At 72.2% G+C, this 15,581-nt stretch carries 15 protein-coding genes; 9 read left to right on the top strand and 6 right to left on the bottom strand.

Translation table 11 applies throughout. The features are described 5' to 3' along the window. Nucleotide 1 precedes the first annotated feature (1 nt). Together VFO26_RS07035 and VFO26_RS07030 are read right to left on the bottom strand one after the other, a co-directional pair. Nucleotides 2-667, bottom strand: a complete 666-nt coding sequence (locus VFO26_RS07035; RefSeq protein ID WP_325114210.1) for an HAD family phosphatase — start codon at nt 665-667, stop codon at nt 2-4. 18 nt (nt 668-685) lie between these two features. Further along, nucleotides 686-1,630, bottom strand: a complete 945-nt coding sequence (locus VFO26_RS07030) for a hypothetical protein (protein ID WP_325114209.1) — start codon at nt 1,628-1,630, stop codon at nt 686-688. A gap of 125 nt (nt 1,631-1,755) precedes the next feature. On the opposite strand from VFO26_RS07030, the gene VFO26_RS07025 reads away from it, so the two are divergent. From VFO26_RS07025 to cobA, 9 genes are all read left to right on the top strand, one after another. Next, nucleotides 1,756-2,619: a phosphatase PAP2 family protein gene (locus VFO26_RS07025; protein WP_325114243.1), complete on the top strand. Its 864-nt coding sequence runs from the start codon at nt 1,756-1,758 to the stop codon at nt 2,617-2,619. Further along, nucleotides 2,564-3,211 carry a hypothetical protein gene (locus tag VFO26_RS07020; RefSeq protein ID WP_325114208.1) on the top strand — a complete coding sequence of 216 codons (648 nt, stop codon included), beginning with the start codon at nt 2,564-2,566 and terminating at the stop codon, nt 3,209-3,211. The genes VFO26_RS07025 and VFO26_RS07020 overlap by 56 nt, the downstream gene beginning before the upstream one ends. Then, entirely contained in the window at nt 3,208-4,140 is a 933-nt protein-coding gene (locus VFO26_RS07015) for a lysylphosphatidylglycerol synthase transmembrane domain-containing protein (protein WP_325114207.1), read from the top strand. The genes VFO26_RS07020 and VFO26_RS07015 overlap by 4 nt, the downstream gene beginning before the upstream one ends. A 43-nt stretch (nt 4,141-4,183) precedes the next feature. After that, nucleotides 4,184-6,634 (top strand): phosphoenolpyruvate carboxylase, encoded by a 2,451-nt coding sequence (locus VFO26_RS07010; protein ID WP_325114206.1) that lies wholly within the window; start codon nt 4,184-4,186, stop codon nt 6,632-6,634. A 237-nt stretch (nt 6,635-6,871) separates the two neighbouring features. Continuing rightward, nucleotides 6,872-8,518, top strand: coding sequence for a nitrite/sulfite reductase (locus tag VFO26_RS07005; protein ID WP_325114205.1), 1,647 nt, complete (start codon nt 6,872-6,874; stop codon nt 8,516-8,518). Beyond that, nucleotides 8,515-9,303, top strand: a complete 789-nt coding sequence (locus VFO26_RS07000; protein ID WP_325114204.1) for a phosphoadenylyl-sulfate reductase — start codon at nt 8,515-8,517, stop codon at nt 9,301-9,303. The genes VFO26_RS07005 and VFO26_RS07000 overlap by 4 nt, the downstream gene beginning before the upstream one ends. Next, on the top strand, nt 9,300-9,758 hold the full coding sequence (locus VFO26_RS06995) for a hypothetical protein (protein ID WP_325114203.1): 459 nt from the start codon (nt 9,300-9,302) through the stop codon (nt 9,756-9,758). Before VFO26_RS07000 ends, VFO26_RS06995 begins: the two co-directional genes overlap by 4 nt. Then, nucleotides 9,758-10,372: a bifunctional precorrin-2 dehydrogenase/sirohydrochlorin ferrochelatase gene (locus VFO26_RS06990; protein WP_325114202.1), complete on the top strand. Its 615-nt coding sequence runs from the start codon at nt 9,758-9,760 to the stop codon at nt 10,370-10,372. The genes VFO26_RS06995 and VFO26_RS06990 overlap by 1 nt, the downstream gene beginning before the upstream one ends. Beyond that, nucleotides 10,369-11,118, top strand: a complete 750-nt coding sequence (cobA, locus tag VFO26_RS06985; protein WP_325114201.1) for a uroporphyrinogen-III C-methyltransferase — start codon at nt 10,369-10,371, stop codon at nt 11,116-11,118. The genes VFO26_RS06990 and cobA overlap by 4 nt, the downstream gene beginning before the upstream one ends. On the opposite strand, the gene VFO26_RS06980 is transcribed toward cobA, so the two are convergent. From VFO26_RS06980 to VFO26_RS06965, 4 genes are read right to left on the bottom strand one after another with little or no spacing between them, the layout of a single operon-like run. Then, nucleotides 11,084-12,271, bottom strand: coding sequence for an aminotransferase class I/II-fold pyridoxal phosphate-dependent enzyme (locus VFO26_RS06980; protein ID WP_325114200.1), 1,188 nt, complete (start codon nt 12,269-12,271; stop codon nt 11,084-11,086). The genes cobA and VFO26_RS06980 overlap by 35 nt on opposite strands. Continuing rightward, on the bottom strand, nt 12,268-12,975 hold the full coding sequence (locus tag VFO26_RS06975) for a hypothetical protein (RefSeq protein WP_325114199.1): 708 nt from the start codon (nt 12,973-12,975) through the stop codon (nt 12,268-12,270). The genes VFO26_RS06980 and VFO26_RS06975 overlap by 4 nt, the downstream gene beginning before the upstream one ends. A gap of 12 nt (nt 12,976-12,987) precedes the next feature. After that, complete coding sequence (locus VFO26_RS06970; RefSeq protein WP_325114198.1) at nt 12,988-14,337, bottom strand: TfuA-like protein; 1,350 nt, start codon at nt 14,335-14,337, stop codon at nt 12,988-12,990. Further along, nucleotides 14,334-15,563 (bottom strand): YcaO-like family protein, encoded by a 1,230-nt coding sequence (locus VFO26_RS06965; protein WP_325114197.1) that lies wholly within the window; start codon nt 15,561-15,563, stop codon nt 14,334-14,336. The genes VFO26_RS06970 and VFO26_RS06965 overlap by 4 nt, the downstream gene beginning before the upstream one ends. Nucleotides 15,564-15,581 lie beyond the last annotated feature (18 nt).

Genomic DNA, 15,581 nt, shown 5'->3' with positions numbered 1-15,581 from the left:
GTCATCCGCGACCGAGATCGGCGTGCACGGCGGCCAGCGACTCGACCACGGCGTCCGCGAGCGCGAGCACGTCTTCGGCCGGGGGGTAGTGGCGGTTCGGGTACGCGACGACGTGCAGCCCCGCGGCGTGCGCGGCGCGGATCCCGCTGGCGGAGTCCTCCACCGCCGCACAACGCGACGGCTCGACGCCGAGCCGACGGGCAACCTCGAGGTACACGTCCGGCGCAGGCTTGCCCCGCTCAACCTCCTCCGAGGAGACCGTCAGCTCGAAGTACGAGGTGAGGTCGAGGCGGCGTAGCACCGCGTCGATCAGCTCGCGGTTCGAGGACGAGGCGAGCGCCAGGCGAAGGCCGGCCGACGAGAGGCGATGCACGGCCTCGACTGCGCCGGGCACGACCGGGAGTTCGGTCTCGTAGCGGGCGAGCATCCGCCGCACGACCTCCTCGTTGATCACCTCCGGCGGCTCGCGGAGCCCGACGACCTCGTGGAGGTAGCGCGACCACTCCGGCGAGCTCATCCCCATCATCGCCTCCTGGGCCTCCGGCGTGTAACGCCCGCCCCATTCCTCGGTCAGCTCCTCGCGCACCTCGTCCCAGAGGTGCTCGGTGTCGACGAGCACGCCGTCCATGTCGAAGACGACTGCGTCGATCGGTCCGGGCGCGACCACCGGCCGATCGTACGGGGATCAGACGGGCTTGCAGCGGGTGTCGGAGCCGTACAGGGCGCGCTGGGCGTCGGCGAGCTGTCGGTCGACGCCGGCGTCGTACGCCCCGGGGGCGGCGCCTTCCCACGTCACGTCCGGGAGCACGCCCGGCCCGACGACCGTCGCGCGGTAGCGCTCGCCCTTCCCCGCGGGTCGCCGCCCGACCGCCGGGTAACCGGGGTACGGGTCGTGAGGATAGAACCCGTAACAGAACACCCCGGTCCCGCGGTGCGAGAGGAAGCTGTTCTCGCGCCTCCAGCCGGGACCGTAGGCCGAGTTGTACGTGTCGACGTAGACGTTGCGGCCGAAGCCGTCCGCCGGCGCACCCTTCGCCGACGACAGGAAGCCGTAGACAGGTTGCCCGAGGTAGGTCAGCCGGCCGAAGAGGTGGTCGAACCGCTGGCGGTACGCCCAGTTCGTCCAGAGCTCGAGCTTCGGCAGTTCGCCGTTCCAGCGGCTGAGGCGGAGCTCCCAGGAGGCCTGGAGCGGCCGCCACGGGTCGAGCCCGAGGTTCGGCAGCCCGCGCTGCCATGCCTGCAGGGCCCAGTGGCTGCCGTCGGGCATCGTGCACCCCGTGACGAACCACTGGAGAGCCGGTCCCGCGTACGGACGGCACACGCCGGCGAACCCGCGGGACAGGGTCTTGCGGTACGTGCCCCGCCCGCCGGAGTAGTCGACCCGGAAGGCGACCTGCGGCCTGTCCGGCGCCGGGTGGCGTGCGTTGATCGCGCCCCACGCGAGGACCGTCCAGCGCCTGCCCTTCGCGTGGTAGCCGATCAGCGCCTGGCCGCGCGCATTGACCTGCAGCGTCACGTCTTTCGCGTCCCGCGCGATCAGCTGCGACGCCGCCGCGCTCGCCGGCAGCAGCAGGAAAACGAGCAGCCCGAAGGTGAGCGCGATGCGCCGCATGAAGCGCGGAATCGGCATCACCGGGGGGAGAACAGACCCCCACTCCGAGGGATTCGCGCGGGACGGCCCGCAGCCCGGGTCCGGGAGTTCCCGGATGCGCCGGGCTCAGGTGTGCGCGAGACTCGATCCTGGAGGTCGTGGAGATGGTGTCGAACGGGTCGGAGCTCCGGACGCTCGATCCGGCTGAATCGACCGGAACCAAGCCCGTATCGGGCCTCAAGGGGCTCGGCGCCGAAGCGGGGCTGATCGCCGCCGCGATGCTCCTCTACTTCGGCATCCGCAACCTCACGGCGGGGAACGCCGACACGGCCTTTGTGAACGCAGACCGGCTCGTCGAGCTCGAGCGGTGGCTCGGGATCGACTGGGAGTCGGCGCTCCAGTCCGCAACGGTCCGGAGCGATGCGGTCGTGACGCTCGCGAACTGGGTGTACATCTGGGGCCACTGGCCCGTCATCCTGGGCGTGGCGACGGTCCTCTTTATCCACCGTCGCAGCCACTACTACCTCCTGCGGAACGCGATGTTCGCCTCCGGGCTGATCGGGTTCGCGTTCTTCGCGCTGTTCCCGGTCGCGCCGCCGCGGCTGATCGACATGGGGCTCGTCGACACCGTCACCCAGCGCTCGGACGCCTATCGGGCGCTCCAGCCGCCCGGGCTCACGAACCAGTACGCCGCGTTCCCCAGCCTGCACGCGGGCTGGAACCTGCTGGTGGCGATCGTCGTCGCGATGGCCGTCGCGGGCGTCGCCCTCCGGCTGGTCGCCCTCGCGCTCCCCATCGCGATGTCGCTCGCCGTCGTCCTCACGGCCAACCACTTCGTGATCGATGTCGCGGGAGGCGTCCTGGTCGTCCTCGTCGGGCTCGCGATCGCGATTTGGATCCAGGGACGCCGAAACGCATCTACACTGCGGCTCGATGGGACCTCAGGGGATCGAGGGGGACCCCCGCGCTCGCATGCACGCGTTCGTCGTCGCGCATCGGGCCGGGAACTGCCTGGACAGGCTGCGTGAGGCGGAGCGCCTCGACGTCGCGCTGATCGAGGCGGACGTGCGCCTGTTCCACGGGCGTCCCGAGATCCGTCACCTGAAGACGGTCGGCCCCTTGCCGCTGTACTGGGACCGGTGGGAGCTCGCCTCCCCGCTGAGGCCCCGACTCGTGTTGTCCGAGCTCCTCCGCGCGCGCGAAGCTGCGTCCGAGCTGATGCTCGACCTCAAGGGCTCGAGGATGCGGCTGGCGGAGCTGGTCCGTGCCGAGCTCGAGCCGTATCTGCCCGGACGCCGGTTCACCGTGTGCGCACGCTCGTGGCGGCTGCTGGAGGCCTTCGACGGGCTTCCCGTCCGCCGCGTGGCCTCGGTCGGGAGCCGTCGTCAGCTGGCCACGCTGCTCGACCGGTTCGCAGGGCAGCGGCTCGACGGCGTCTCCATCCACGAGCGCCTCCTCGACGATCGCGTGGTCGCCGAGCTCCGCTCGGTCGCCGGGCTCGTGCTCACGTGGCCCGTCAACGTCCCGGGCCGCGCACGCGAGCTCGTGCGGATGGGGGTCGACGGGCTGATCAGCGATCGTGCAGGCACCATCGCGCGGGTTGCGGCGGCCCACGCGTGAGCTTCCTCGGCTCGTTCGTCGACGCGGTGTGGTCCGTGCCTGGCCGGTTCGGCGAGGTCGACGCCCGCTACCTCGCCCCCGCTCTCTGCCTGCAGCTCCTGACGCTCGTCTTCCGCGCGCTCGCGTGGCGGGGCGTGCTCGTCGCGGCGTATCCGGGAAGGCGCGTTCCGTTCCTCTCGATCGGCGGCGCCTACGCCGCCGGGGTCGCGGTCAACGCGTTCATCCCCGCCCGCGGCGGTGAGGTCGCCAAGGTGCTGATCGCGCGGTCGCGGATCCCTGGCGCGACCGTGCCCACGGTCGCGGCATCGCTCTCGGTCGTGCTCGTGGCGGATGCGCTGATCGGCGGCTCCCTCGTGTGCGTCCTCTGGGCCTGCGGCGTCCTCCCGGCGCTCCCCGCCCCCGGCCTCGGATCGATCGAGTTCGTGCTCGGCGGCGCGGCGGCGGCTGTCACCGCCGTGGCCCTCGCCTATCGGCTCCGTCCCGAGCGTGCCCGCCGGCTCGTCGACCGGGCGGCCCAGGGCCTCGCGGTCGTCCGCCGGCCCGGCCGCTACCTCTGCACGGTCGCACCGTTCCAGGCTGCCGCATGGTGGTGCCGCATCGGGGTCGTCTTCTTCGTGCTCGGCGCGTTCGGGATCGAGGCGAGCCTCGCCACGGCCACACTCGTGGTCGTGTTGAACGGCGCGTCGACGATGGTGCCGGTGCCGGGTGGCGCCGGGACGCAGCAGGTGCTCGCCACGTACGCGCTGCAGGGAGCCGTCTCCGCCGCGACTGCCGTCTCGTTCTCCCTCGGCATGCAGGTCGGCCTGACCGCCGTGAACACCACAGTCGGGATCGTCGCGCTGATGCTGCTCTTCCGCACCGCCCGCCCCGTCGGCGCGATGCGCTCGGCGCGCGCCCTCGTGGCTCAGCGCGCCGACACGCCGGCCTAGTCCCCACGCCACGCCCCGGCTCCGGAGTGGGCAGAGTGGGGCGGTGAGCGGGACAGCGGACCGCACGCACGACGCCGCGCTCCGCGCCAACGTGCGCCTGCTCGGCGGGATCCTGGGCCGCGTGCTCACCGAGCAGGAGGGCGAGGACGTCTACCGTCTCGAGGAGCGTGTCCGCCTGCTCGCCCGCCTCGGCAGGCGCGGCGACACGGGCGCGGCGAGGGCGCTCGCGGAGGCGATCGCGCAACTCGACGTCGACACGCAGGCGGTCGTCCTCCGGGCGTTCACCGTCTACTTCCACCTCGCGAACATCGCCGAGCAGCACCACCGCACGCGCCGTCGGCGTGAGATCGAGCGAGAGGGAGGGAGGCTGCGCGAGTCGCTCGACGAGGCGCTCGAGCTGCTCGACCACGAGGGCGTGAGCGCAGAGGACGTCGCTGCGGCGGCGGGGCGCGTCTCGGTCGAGCTTGTCCTGACCGCGCACCCGACCGAGGCGCTCCCGCGCACGATCCTGGAGAAGCACCGCCGCATCGCACGTCTCCTGGACGAGCTGGACGATCCTCGCCTGACGCCTGACGAGCGCTCCTCTCGCGAGGAAGCCCTCGCGGAGGAGATCACGATCCTCTGGCAGACGGACGAGGTCCGCTCCGAGCGGCCTCGGGTCGTGGACGAGATCCGGCAGGGCCTCTGGTTCCTCGAGGAGAGCCTCTGGGACGCCGCTCCCGACCTCGCCGCCACCTGGCAGGAGCGCCTGCCGGGGATGCCGCTCCGCTTCGGCACGTGGATCGGCGGCGACCTGGACGGCAATCCCAACGCCGGGGCGGAGACCGTTCGCGAGGCGGTCGAGCGAGGATCGGCCGTGGTCCGGGAGCTTTTCCGTCGCGACGTGCGCGAGCTCGCCGCGTCGTGGGGGATGTCGACGACGCTCGTCGACGCCGATCCCGAGGTCGCCGCAGTCGACCTGCCCGACAGCGCGAACCCGACCGAGCCCTACCGCCGCAGGCTCACGTCGATCTGGGAACGGCTCGGCGCTGACGGGTATGCGTCGACCGCCGACCTCGAGCGCGAGCTCGACCTGATCGAGTCGAGCCTTCGCGCCCACGGTGGCACGCGTGTGGCGGACGGGGGGCTGGCGGCGCTCCGGCGGCGACTCGAGGTCTTCGGGCTCACCGGCCCCTCGCTCGACCTCCGGCTGCACTCGCGCACGTTGCGCGAGGACCCGGAAGGCGTCGCCGCGGTGCTGGAGGAAGCGGCACGGCTCCAGCGCCGGCGCGGCCGGGAGGCGATCGACACGCTGATCGTCTCGATGACGCGCTCGGCCGACGACGTCCTGCTCGCCGAGTCGCTGGCGGCCGACGCGGGCCTCGAGCTGGACGTCGTTCCGCTGCTCGAGACGATCGACGACCTGCGCGGCGCGGAAGCGCTGGTCGGGGACCTGCTCGATCGCAGCCCGCGCCGCCGGCTCGAGGTGATGGTCGGCTACTCCGACTCGGGCAAGGACGGGGGCGTGATCACCGCGCAGTGGGAGATCTTCCGCGCGCAGGAGGCTCTCGCGTGGCTGGCGGGCGAGCGGGGCGTCGAGCTGACCGTGTTCCACGGCCGGGGTGGGAGCGCGGGGCGGGGCGGAGGGCCGACCTACGCGGCGATCCTGGCGCAGCCGCCCAACGCGGTCGACGGCCGGCTGAAGCTCACGGAGCAAGGAGAGACGATCGCGTTCAAGTACGGGCTCCCGGGGCTCGCGCGGAGGAACCTCGAGGCGGCGGTCGCCGCCACGCTCCTCACCGCGCTCCCGAACCAGGTGGCGGAGGAGGCTCCGCCGGGGGCACGGGAGACGATCGACGCGGTCTCGCGCGCAGCTCACGCGAGCTACCGGGCGGTCGTCTGGGAGGATCCGGAGCTGCCCCGCTTCCTGCGGGCCTTCACGCCGCTCGACGAGCTCGGTCTGCTGGAGATCGGCTCGCGTCCCGTCTCGCGGCCGGGAGGTGCGGGGAAGAACGAGCTCGGGTCGCTGCGGGCGATCCCCTGGGTCTTCTCCTGGACGCAGACGAGATGCATCGTGCCGGCCTGGCTCGGCGCGGGGACGGGGCTCGCGACGGCTCGCGTCGAGGAGCTGCGGGGGTTCTATGCGGAATGGCCCTTCTTCCGCGCGCTCGTCGAGAGCCTCGAGATGTCGCTCGCGAAGTCGAGCATGGAGATCGCCGAGCGCTATCTGCGGCTGGTCGAGGACTCCGCGCTCGCGACGCGCGTGTTCGGCGTGCTTCGAGAGGAGCACGATCGCGCGCGGGACGTCGTGCTCGAGATCGTCGAGGCGCGTGAGCTGCTCGACCGGCAGCCCGTGCTGCAGCAGTCGATCCGGCTGCGCAATCCGTACGTCGACCCGATGAACGCGATCCAGGTGGAGCTGCTCGAGCGCTGGAGGGCAGGTGAGGAGCAGGCCCTGCGGCCGTTGCTCCGCTCGATCTCCGGGATCGCGGCGGCGCTGCGGAACACGGGCTGACCGGGGCCAACACTTGCAAGAGTGAAGTAACGTTGCTATAGATTGTGAAGCGTTGACTCATCGAGAGCGGCCGAGGGACCTGGCCCCGTGACGCCGCCCCGACCGGGGGCCTGCCCCGGCAGGTGCGACATCCAGCCGCGAGCCGCCGTCCCGGACGGTGAGCGGGGAGATGGGGAGACGCAGCGACCGCTTCCGGTGGTGGCACCCGATGGTTCCGGGCACCGAGCGAGGAGGCGGATGAGCGTCGACGTGACACGATCCCCGGCCGAGGCACCGTCGCTCGAGCTGGTGCTGAAGCGGAACCCCGTCGAGCGGCTGAAGCGGGAGAAGGGCCCGCTGGGGATGCTCGAGGAGCTGCCTGCGCTGGTCGCAGCCGGATACGCCGACGTCGCCGAGGAGGATGTCGTGCGGCTCAAGTGGTGGGGCCTCTACCACGACAAGCCGAAGGTCGGGACGTTCATGCTGCGGATCAAGCTCGCGGCAGGGCGCCTCACGGCTCCACAGCTGCGTGCGATCGGGCGGCTCTCGCTGGACTTCGGCAAGGGCGAGGCCGAGTTGACCACCCGCCAGAACGTCCAGCTCCACCACCTCGAGCTCGGCGCGTTGCCGCAGGTGTTCGAGCGTCTCCACGCGGCCGGGCTGACGAGCCTCGGCGGGTGCGGGGACACGGTGCGGGCGATCACGGGGTGCCCTGCGGTCGGCGTTGCCTCGGACGAGCTGTTCGACGTGACGCCGGTGCTCGACGAGGCGCACCGGTTCTTCACGGGCAACCCCGAGTACGTCGACCTGCCCCGCAAGCACAAGATCTCGATCTCCGCGTGCGCGTCGAGGTGCAACGCGCCCGAGATCAACTGCATCTCCCTCGTCGGGGCTCTCCGTGACGGCGAGCCGGGCTTCGGCGTGCTGGTCGGCGGCGGCCTCTCGTCCGTACCGCGGGTCGCGCGCGACCTCGGCGTGTTCGTGCGGCCGGATGAGGCGATCGCGGTGCTGCGCGCGATCCTCGACACGTGGCGCGACGACCTCCGCTGGCGCGTGTCGCGGGTGAAGTCCCGCATGAAGTTCATGGTCGACGCCCTCGGGCCGGAGGGGGTGCGCGCGGAGGTCGAGCAGCGGCTCGGTTACGCGCTGCCGTCGTTCGCGCTGCCGCCGATCGAGGTCGAGCCGGACAACCATCTCGGCGTCCGCGACCAGCCGCAGGACGGCCTCGCGAGCGTCGGCGTCCCCGTGCACGTCGGACTTCTCGGCGGCGAGCGGCTCGTCGCGCTCGGCGACCTGCTCGAGCCACTGGGTGCCGAGGCGCGGATCACGCGTCAGCAGAACCTGCTGCTGGCCGACGTCCCGGCGGGCGAGGTCGGTGCCGTCGTCGCCGCGCTCGGCGAGCTCGAGCTGCCGCTGGAGGTGAACGGGCTGCGCGGGAACGGGATCGCGTGCACCGGGGAGCCTCACTGCAACTACTCCGTGACCGAGACCAAGACGCGGCTGGATACGCTGATCGGCGGCCTCGAGACGCGCTTCGGCGACCGGGTCGCGCCGCTGCGCCTGCACCTCGACGGGTGCCCGCACGCGTGCGGGCAGCACTGGGTCGGCGACATCGGCTTTCAGGGCACCACGGCGCGCGACGAGGCGGGCAAGCGCGGCCAGGCGTACGACGTCTACCTGCGCGGTGCGCTCGGGCCGAGGGCGGCGATCGCCAAGCCGGTGTTCCGGAGAGTGCCGACGGGCGAGCTGGACGGCCTTGTGCACGAGCTGGTCGCGGGATGGCTCGACCGGCGCGCGGATGGGGAGAGCATGCGGGCGTTCCTGGACAGGACGACCGACGAGGAGCTCGGCCTGCTGGTCGGGCGGGAGCCGGCGCGCAGCCGGAGAGAGGAGGCGGCCGCATGAGCGCCACCGAGCTGCTGGACGACCTCGAGGCGGGAGAGCTGTCCGTCGAGTTCGAGGGGCTCGAGCCGTGGGAGGTGCTCGGGTGGGCGCTCGAGCGGTTCGGTGACCGGCTCTCGCTCTCGACCGCATTCCAGGACGGCGACGTCGCGCTGATCGACATGGCGTACCGGATCGATCCCGCGGTACGGGTCTTCTCGATCGACACGGGGCGGCTACCCCAGGAGACGCACGACCTCGTCGAGGAGCTGCGGGAGCGCTACCCGGGTTTGCGGCTCGAGCTTCTCTCGCCCGACGGGTTGCACGTGCAGCGGCTCGTCGACCGGCACGGGCCGAACCTGTTCCTCCGCTCGGTCGAGCAGCGGCTCCTCTGCTGCAACGTGCGCAAGGTCCAGCCTCTGAACCGCGCCCTGGCCGAGCTCGACTGCTGGGTGACGGGCCTGCGCCGCGACCAGTGGGCCTCACGCACGGACATCCGCAAGGTCGAGATCGACCACGACCACGACGCGATCGTGAAGCTCAACCCGCTCGCGGAGTGGACGCACGACGAGGTGTGGGACTACCTGGGCGAGAACGGGGTGCCGACGCACGCCCTCTACGCGAAGGGCTACACCTCGATCGGCTGCACGCCGTGCACGCGCGCGATCGCTCCGGGCGAGCCCACCCGCGCGGGTCGCTGGTGGTGGGAGACGGACGCGCCGAAGGAGTGCGGCATGCACTGCTCGATCGAGACCGGCGGCTTCGAGCACGAGCTGCACGCGATCCTCGGCGACCAAGCACACGCATGACAGCGGTGCTGCTCAAGCCGGACGAGCTCGAAGTCGCCCGCGCCGAGGTCGAAGCGGTTCGCGACGCCCTCGGCCAGGGCGACTACCGCGACCTTCTCGACGACCTGCTCGGTACGCTCGCAGAGGGGTACGGGATCGAGGGGCGGCACGCGGAGGCGCTCGACCGGCTGCTCACGCTCGCGCTCCAGTCCGGGCGCGTCCGGGCCCTCTACGGGCCGGGCGGCGAGCAGGCGGCGCTGCGCGCCTTCCGCAAGCTGCCGACCGGGGCCGACCTCACACAAACCACGACCGCGGTCAACGACGCCCTCGCGGCGCTCGACGGACGTCCGATCGACCGGCTCGCCCTGAAGGCCGTGGGCCCCGCCGCGTTCACGCTCGCTGTCGCCACCGACGGCGCCGAGCTCACGATCAGGCTCGACCGCCAGGGGGCGCGGGTGACGAGCGTGGAGGCGTGATGGCAGCGGTCACCGCCACCGTTCGGGACGCGGATCCCGTGCGCGAGAAGCGCTACTACATGGCCTGCCTCGACCTAACCGGTCGGGACGTCCTGGTGGTCGGCGCCGGCTCGGTGGCGCTCGAGAAGATCCACGACCTGCTCGACGTGGGCGCCCGCGTCACGGTCGTCGCGCCGGACGTCTCGGAGCCGGTGGAGACGCTCACCCGCGAACGGCGCATGGCGCTGATCCGAGGCACGTACCGAGCCTCGGACCTCGACGGACGGTTCCTCGTCGTCGCCGCTACCTCGGTGACCACCGTCAACGAGCGGGTGTTCGCCGACGCCGACGCGCGGGGGATGCTCTGCAACGTCGTCGACGTGCCCGACCTCTGCAGCTTCATTCTCCCGGCGGTCCATCGCGACGACCCCATCGCCGTGGCCATCTCGACGGGCGGCGCGTCGCCGGCGCTCGCTCAGCGCCTCCGTGACGACGTCGCCCGCCTCGTCACCCCGCAGCACGCGCGCCTCGCCCGCGAGCTGCGCGAGCTTCGTCCGTGGGCCAAGGCCCGCTACCCGACGTACGAAGCGCGGCGCGACTTCTTCCAGCAACTCGTCCGGGAGCGCCTCGGATGACGGTCACGCTCGTCGGCGCCGGCCCGGGCGATCCCGAGCTGATCACCGTCCGCGGCCTCGACCGGCTGCGAACGTGCGACGCCGTGGTCTACGACACGCTCGTCGCACCCGAGCTCGTCGACGAGGCGCCGCCCGACGCGCTCCGCATCCCCCGCGATGGTCTCGGCCAGGAGCGGATCGACGAGCTGCTCGTGCACCTCGGCCGCCAGGGACTCGACGTCGTCCGACTCAAGGGCGGCGACCCGTATCTGTTCGGCCGGGGCGGCGAGGAGGCGCTCGCCCTCGCCGCGGCGGGCGTACCGTTCGAGGTCGTCCCGGGGGTCTCCTCCCTCGCGGCCGTCCCGGCCGCAGCCGACATCCCCGTCACGCACCGCGGGGTCGCGGACACCGTCACGCTCACGACCGCGCACGGCGCTGGCGGCTCGGAGCCAGACTACGTGGCGCTGGTCGCCGCGGGCGGCACGCTCGTCCTCTTCATGGGGCTCGGCCGGCTCCAGGCGCTCTCGGACGGGCTCGTCGCCGCGGGGCTGGCGCCGGACACGCTTGCCGCGGTGATCTCGCGCGGCACCTTGCCGGACCAGCAGGTGGTGACGGCTCCGCTTGCCGGGATCGCAGCCGCCGCGGACGGCCTGTCCGCGCCCGCCCTCGTCGTGATCGGCGACGTCGTCTCGATCCGCGCCGAGCTCGAGGCCACCGGTCCTCGATCGCCGGCTACGCCGGCGGGGGTGTCTCGAGCACCCGCCTGATCCCACGCACCGCCTGGCGGATGCGGTGCTCGTTCTCGACGAGGGCGAAGCGGACGAAGCCCTCGCCGCCGGGCCCGAAGCCCGAGCCCGGCGAGACGGCGACCTTCGCCTCGCGTGCGAGGTGCTCCGCGAACGCGAGCGACCCCATCGCCGCGAAGGGCTCCGGCACCGGTGCCCATGCGAACATCGTCCCGCGCGGCCTCGGGAACGCCCAGCCCGCTCGGGCGAGGCCGTCGCAGAGGGTGTCGCGCCGGGAGCGGTAGACCTCCCGCACCTCGAGCGGCGTGTCGGGCGCCTCGTTCATCGCGGTGATCGCGGCGATCTGGATCGGCTGGAAGGTGCCGTAGTCGAGCCAGCTCTTGAGCCGCGCGAGCGCACCGCAGACGGAGGCGTTGCCGACGAGGAACCCCACGCGCCAGCCGGCCATCGAGAACGACTTCGTCAGCGTGTACAGCTCGACCGCAACCTCGCTCGCGCCCGGCACCTGGAGGATCGACGGCGGCTCGTGGCCGTCGAACCCGAGGTCGGCGTAGGCGAAGTCGTGCACGACGAGGATCTCGCGCTCGCGCGCGAACTCGACGACGCGCTCCATGAACTCGAGCTCCACGGTCGCAGTCGTCGGGTTGTGGGGGAACGAGAGCAGCAGCACCCTCGGTCGCGGCGATGCCCTCGCGTACGCGTCGGCAAGGTTGGCGAACAGGTCCTGCCCGGGCGTCATGGCCACCTGGAAAACGCTCGCGCCGGCGAGGATCGGGGCGTGGATGTGGATCGGGTAGCTCGGCGCCGGGACGAGCGCCGCGTCGCCGGGCTCGACGAGCGCCCACATGAGGTGAACGAGGCCCTCCTTGGCGCCCATCGTCGCGACCACCTGGGTCTCGGGATCCAGCTCGACTCCGAAGCGGCGCCGGTAGAGGTCGGCGCAGGCCGAGCGGAGCTTCGGGATGCCCTTCGAGGCGGAGTAGCGGTGGTTGTGAGGCTTCGCGGCGGCCTCCTGGAGCTTCGCGACGGCCACCTCGGGCGAGGGCAGGTCGGGATTGCCGAATCCGAGGTCGACGACGTCGTCGCCTGCGCGGCGCAGCTCGAGCGTCAGCTCCCGGATCACCGCGAACACGTACGGCGGCAGCCCGTCGAGGCGGCGGAAGGCGAACGTCATCGACCGTGGCCCTCGTGCCCGCGGCTCGCGGCGTCGGCGGTGAAGGACAGCGTGCCGTGACCCTCGACGTCGATTGCGACCGCCGAGCCGGGCGGCACATCGACGACGAGGGCCGCTGGCGCAAGCAGGAGATCGCCGACGCGCAGACGGGTGTTCTCGGCCGCGAAGCGCCTCGCCGACTCCCAGTCGAATCCTCCGAACGCGGCCCCGGAGCGCGTCCCTCCGACCGTCACCGTCACGTCGGCGATTCCCGGAGCCTCGTCCACCGTCGTGAACCACGGGCCGAGCACGATCGAGAAGTCGCGGTCCTTCGGAGGCTCCAGCTTCGGGGCGCGCAGGCGGGCGACGGGGGAGAGCGCCGCGACCTCGCCCGAGCCGACGAGCCCGGCGAGGCCGATGTCCGCTACGGCGGACGCGCCAGGCGGGTACGTGACCGCGCCCCTCGGGCCGGAGAGCGCCGCGGGGTTCGCGAACTCGAACGAGCGAGCCTCGTCGAAGACGCGAACCGACGGCGGGGAGGGGAGAGGGAGCAGCAGCTCCACGTCGGCCAGCCGGTAGCGGGCGTGGTCACGGGCGGTGCCGCCCCCGGAGAAGAGGTGCTGCAGCGTCTGCGCGGCGAGATGCACGACCTCATCGCCGTCGACCCGGCCGACCCAGCCGCGCTCCATCGGCATGTCGGCCGGATGGAACATGCAGAGCCTCATCGTCCGTCAAGCCTACGGTCGGAGGACGTCACCGCCTGCCACCTCGAACGACCACTCCGCCCGGAGCGCGCGCAGGAGATCGGTCACGCGGGGCCAGCCGTTGGCCGCCGCCCATGCATCCAGCGCGACCGGAACCTCCTGTCCGAGACGGTCGCGGAAGTACCACGAGACGACCTCGTCGTCGTCGATGCGCATGGCCTCCGAGATCGGCAGCGACGCGAGCACCTCTCGCTTGCGAGCGGCTCGCGTCGCGAGATCCGCATAGAGAGGGTCGGACAGCACCGTGAGCGCCATCTCGCCCGCGACGGAGTCGCGGTGGGCGTCGCGCGCCCAGCGCAGCACCGCGAGGCGGCGGGCGACGGTCGGCAACTCGGCCTCGCTCAGGCCTCGCTCCTCCAGCCAGGCCTCGACGTCCTCGGGCTCCAGCAGGCCTCGACGCCGGCGCTCCTCGTCGAGGGCCCTCTGGTGTGCCCAGGAGGACACGTCGACCCCGGCGGCCGCGGCGGCATTGCGGGCGAGCGCGGTGAGCAACGAGCGCTCGAGCAGCGGGCCGTAGGTGTCCGGGTCGAGACGCACCTCGTCGAGAACGGCCTCGAGATCCTCGTCGTCGATGAACGTCGGGTCCGCGCCCGTGCGATATCCCCCGGTCAGCTCCACCGTGAGGCGCGCGTCCTCCCAGTAGCGGGTTCGCTGCAGCGTCCACGTGGGCCGGAACGGCTCGAGGCCCGCCGCGAGGTCGCTCTCGACGGTCTTCAGCAAAGCGACCGCGTCTTCACGCTTGCGTCGCACCCAGCCCTCCGGCAGCCAGGCGCGCAAACGCTCGTGCTCCACGTCCTCGCGATCGAGGGCGGCGAGGAGCACGCGTTCCGCGTAGAACGTCGCCTTGACCCGCGCCAGGATCGCCGCAGCGGTCTGGCCGTCGACCACCCCGTCTGCCACCGCCTTCTCCAGCGTGGCGCGGACGTCGACCATCGAGTCGGACAGCGCCCGAAACCCGTGCTCCGCGTCGGTGTGGGCAACCGCGACCTCGTCGTCGTCCTCCAGTACGCCCTCGCCGTAGGCGCGGTAGACGTCACCGACGCCCCGCATGCCGAAGCGGTCGAGCTCCGCAGCTCGGAGAGCGCCCATGCTCGCCGCGCCGTACACGTGGATCCCCTCGGACAGGGCGAACAGGATCTCCTTGTGCCACACGGCCGGCGTTCGCTCGAACACGCCGTCGACGATGGCGATCACCCGCGGCCGGCGCAGAGCGGCGCGCAGGACGTCGCCGTGTCCGGCCGGGGGCATGTATTCCGCGTCGAGCACCGCTCGCGCCTCCGCCTCGGACAGCGTAGGTCCGAGGAACACGACGACGGGCCTCACGACTGCTCCCGGAGGGCCCGCCGGCGCTCACCGGGGACGTTGGCGTCCACCTTGTCGGTCCAGCCCTCGAGGCCCGGCACGATCATGCGCACTACCGGGATGCGTGCCTCCGGCCGCGTGAGATCGACCAGGATCGCCTGCCGGACGCCGATGCGCCTCAGATGGTCGAGCTCGTGCGCCACATCGTCGTCGATACTCTCACCCGGTACGTCGCGGACATTCGCGAACGAGCGGCCGGGGGTCGCGCCGAGACGGGCGAGGTGCGCAGTGATGGCCTCGAGCCTCCTGAGCTCGCGGTAGTGACCGGGCGGGCAGTCATCGCGACTGCCGGCGATCAGGGTGAGCCTGCTCTGCGCCGCCTCGGTCAGCGCACGGGACAGCGCAATCCCCCTGTCCGGGTGGCAGCCGCCCCCCATGGCGGCGGGGAGGCGCCGCGCGAGGTCGGCGCGGCGGTCGACCATCGTCACCGAGAAGACGGGCAGCCCGACGTCGGTCGTGAGGTCCGAGGCGACGACGCCGACACCGGCCGCCTCGCAGGCGTCGATCAGAAGCCTGCAGCCCGGATCGTCCACGGACTCCAGGTCGATCTGACGTGACGCCCTGTCCGCGGCGGCGCGGTCGCCCCATAGGGCGAACGCGTCGCGCTCGACAACTTCGCAGAGCGCGTGGCTGACCGCCTCGAGCATGTGGTTGCCGGCGGCGAGACCCGTCCCGTTCGCGAGGAAGCAGCCGCTGCCCTGGGGCCCAGGGGAGCGGAAGTCGAGGTGCACGCACTCGTAGGGGACCCAGACGCGCTCGGCGCTGAACACGTCCGTCCCCTCGACCCACAGGACGGAGAGATCCGGATGGAAGCGCGACCAGGACGGTCGTGGAAGCTGCTCGACGTCGACGACCCGGGCAACCTCGCGCAGTTCGCGGTAGGACGCGAGCCGGAGCGGAAGCAGCACGTGCTCCGCGTGCCAGGCCTCGACGGCCTCCATGATCCCCGACACCTTGGCGGCCGTGAGGTCGACGCCCTTCCCCTGGGACACGGAGAGAGACCGCCCGTTCGGACGGCAGACCATCACGACCGGGATGCCGATCACGTCGAGGCCGGTGATCACCGCCACGCGCGTGACGCCGATCGCGGGGAGCACCGAATGGAGCCGGTCGAGCGTACGCGCGGGCTCCATCGTGCGGTGCGTCCCGTCGACGTGGACCTTCTCCGCCGCCGCGAGGATGGTCACGGAAGACGACCGACTCGT

Origin of the sequence: Gaiella sp. (assembly GCF_035710885.1) — a bacterium.
Classification (GTDB): domain Bacteria; phylum Actinomycetota; class Thermoleophilia; order Gaiellales; family Gaiellaceae; genus Gaiella.
The sequence above is the reverse complement of the archived record's forward strand: the minus strand, read 5'-3'. Positions and strand labels throughout refer to the sequence as shown.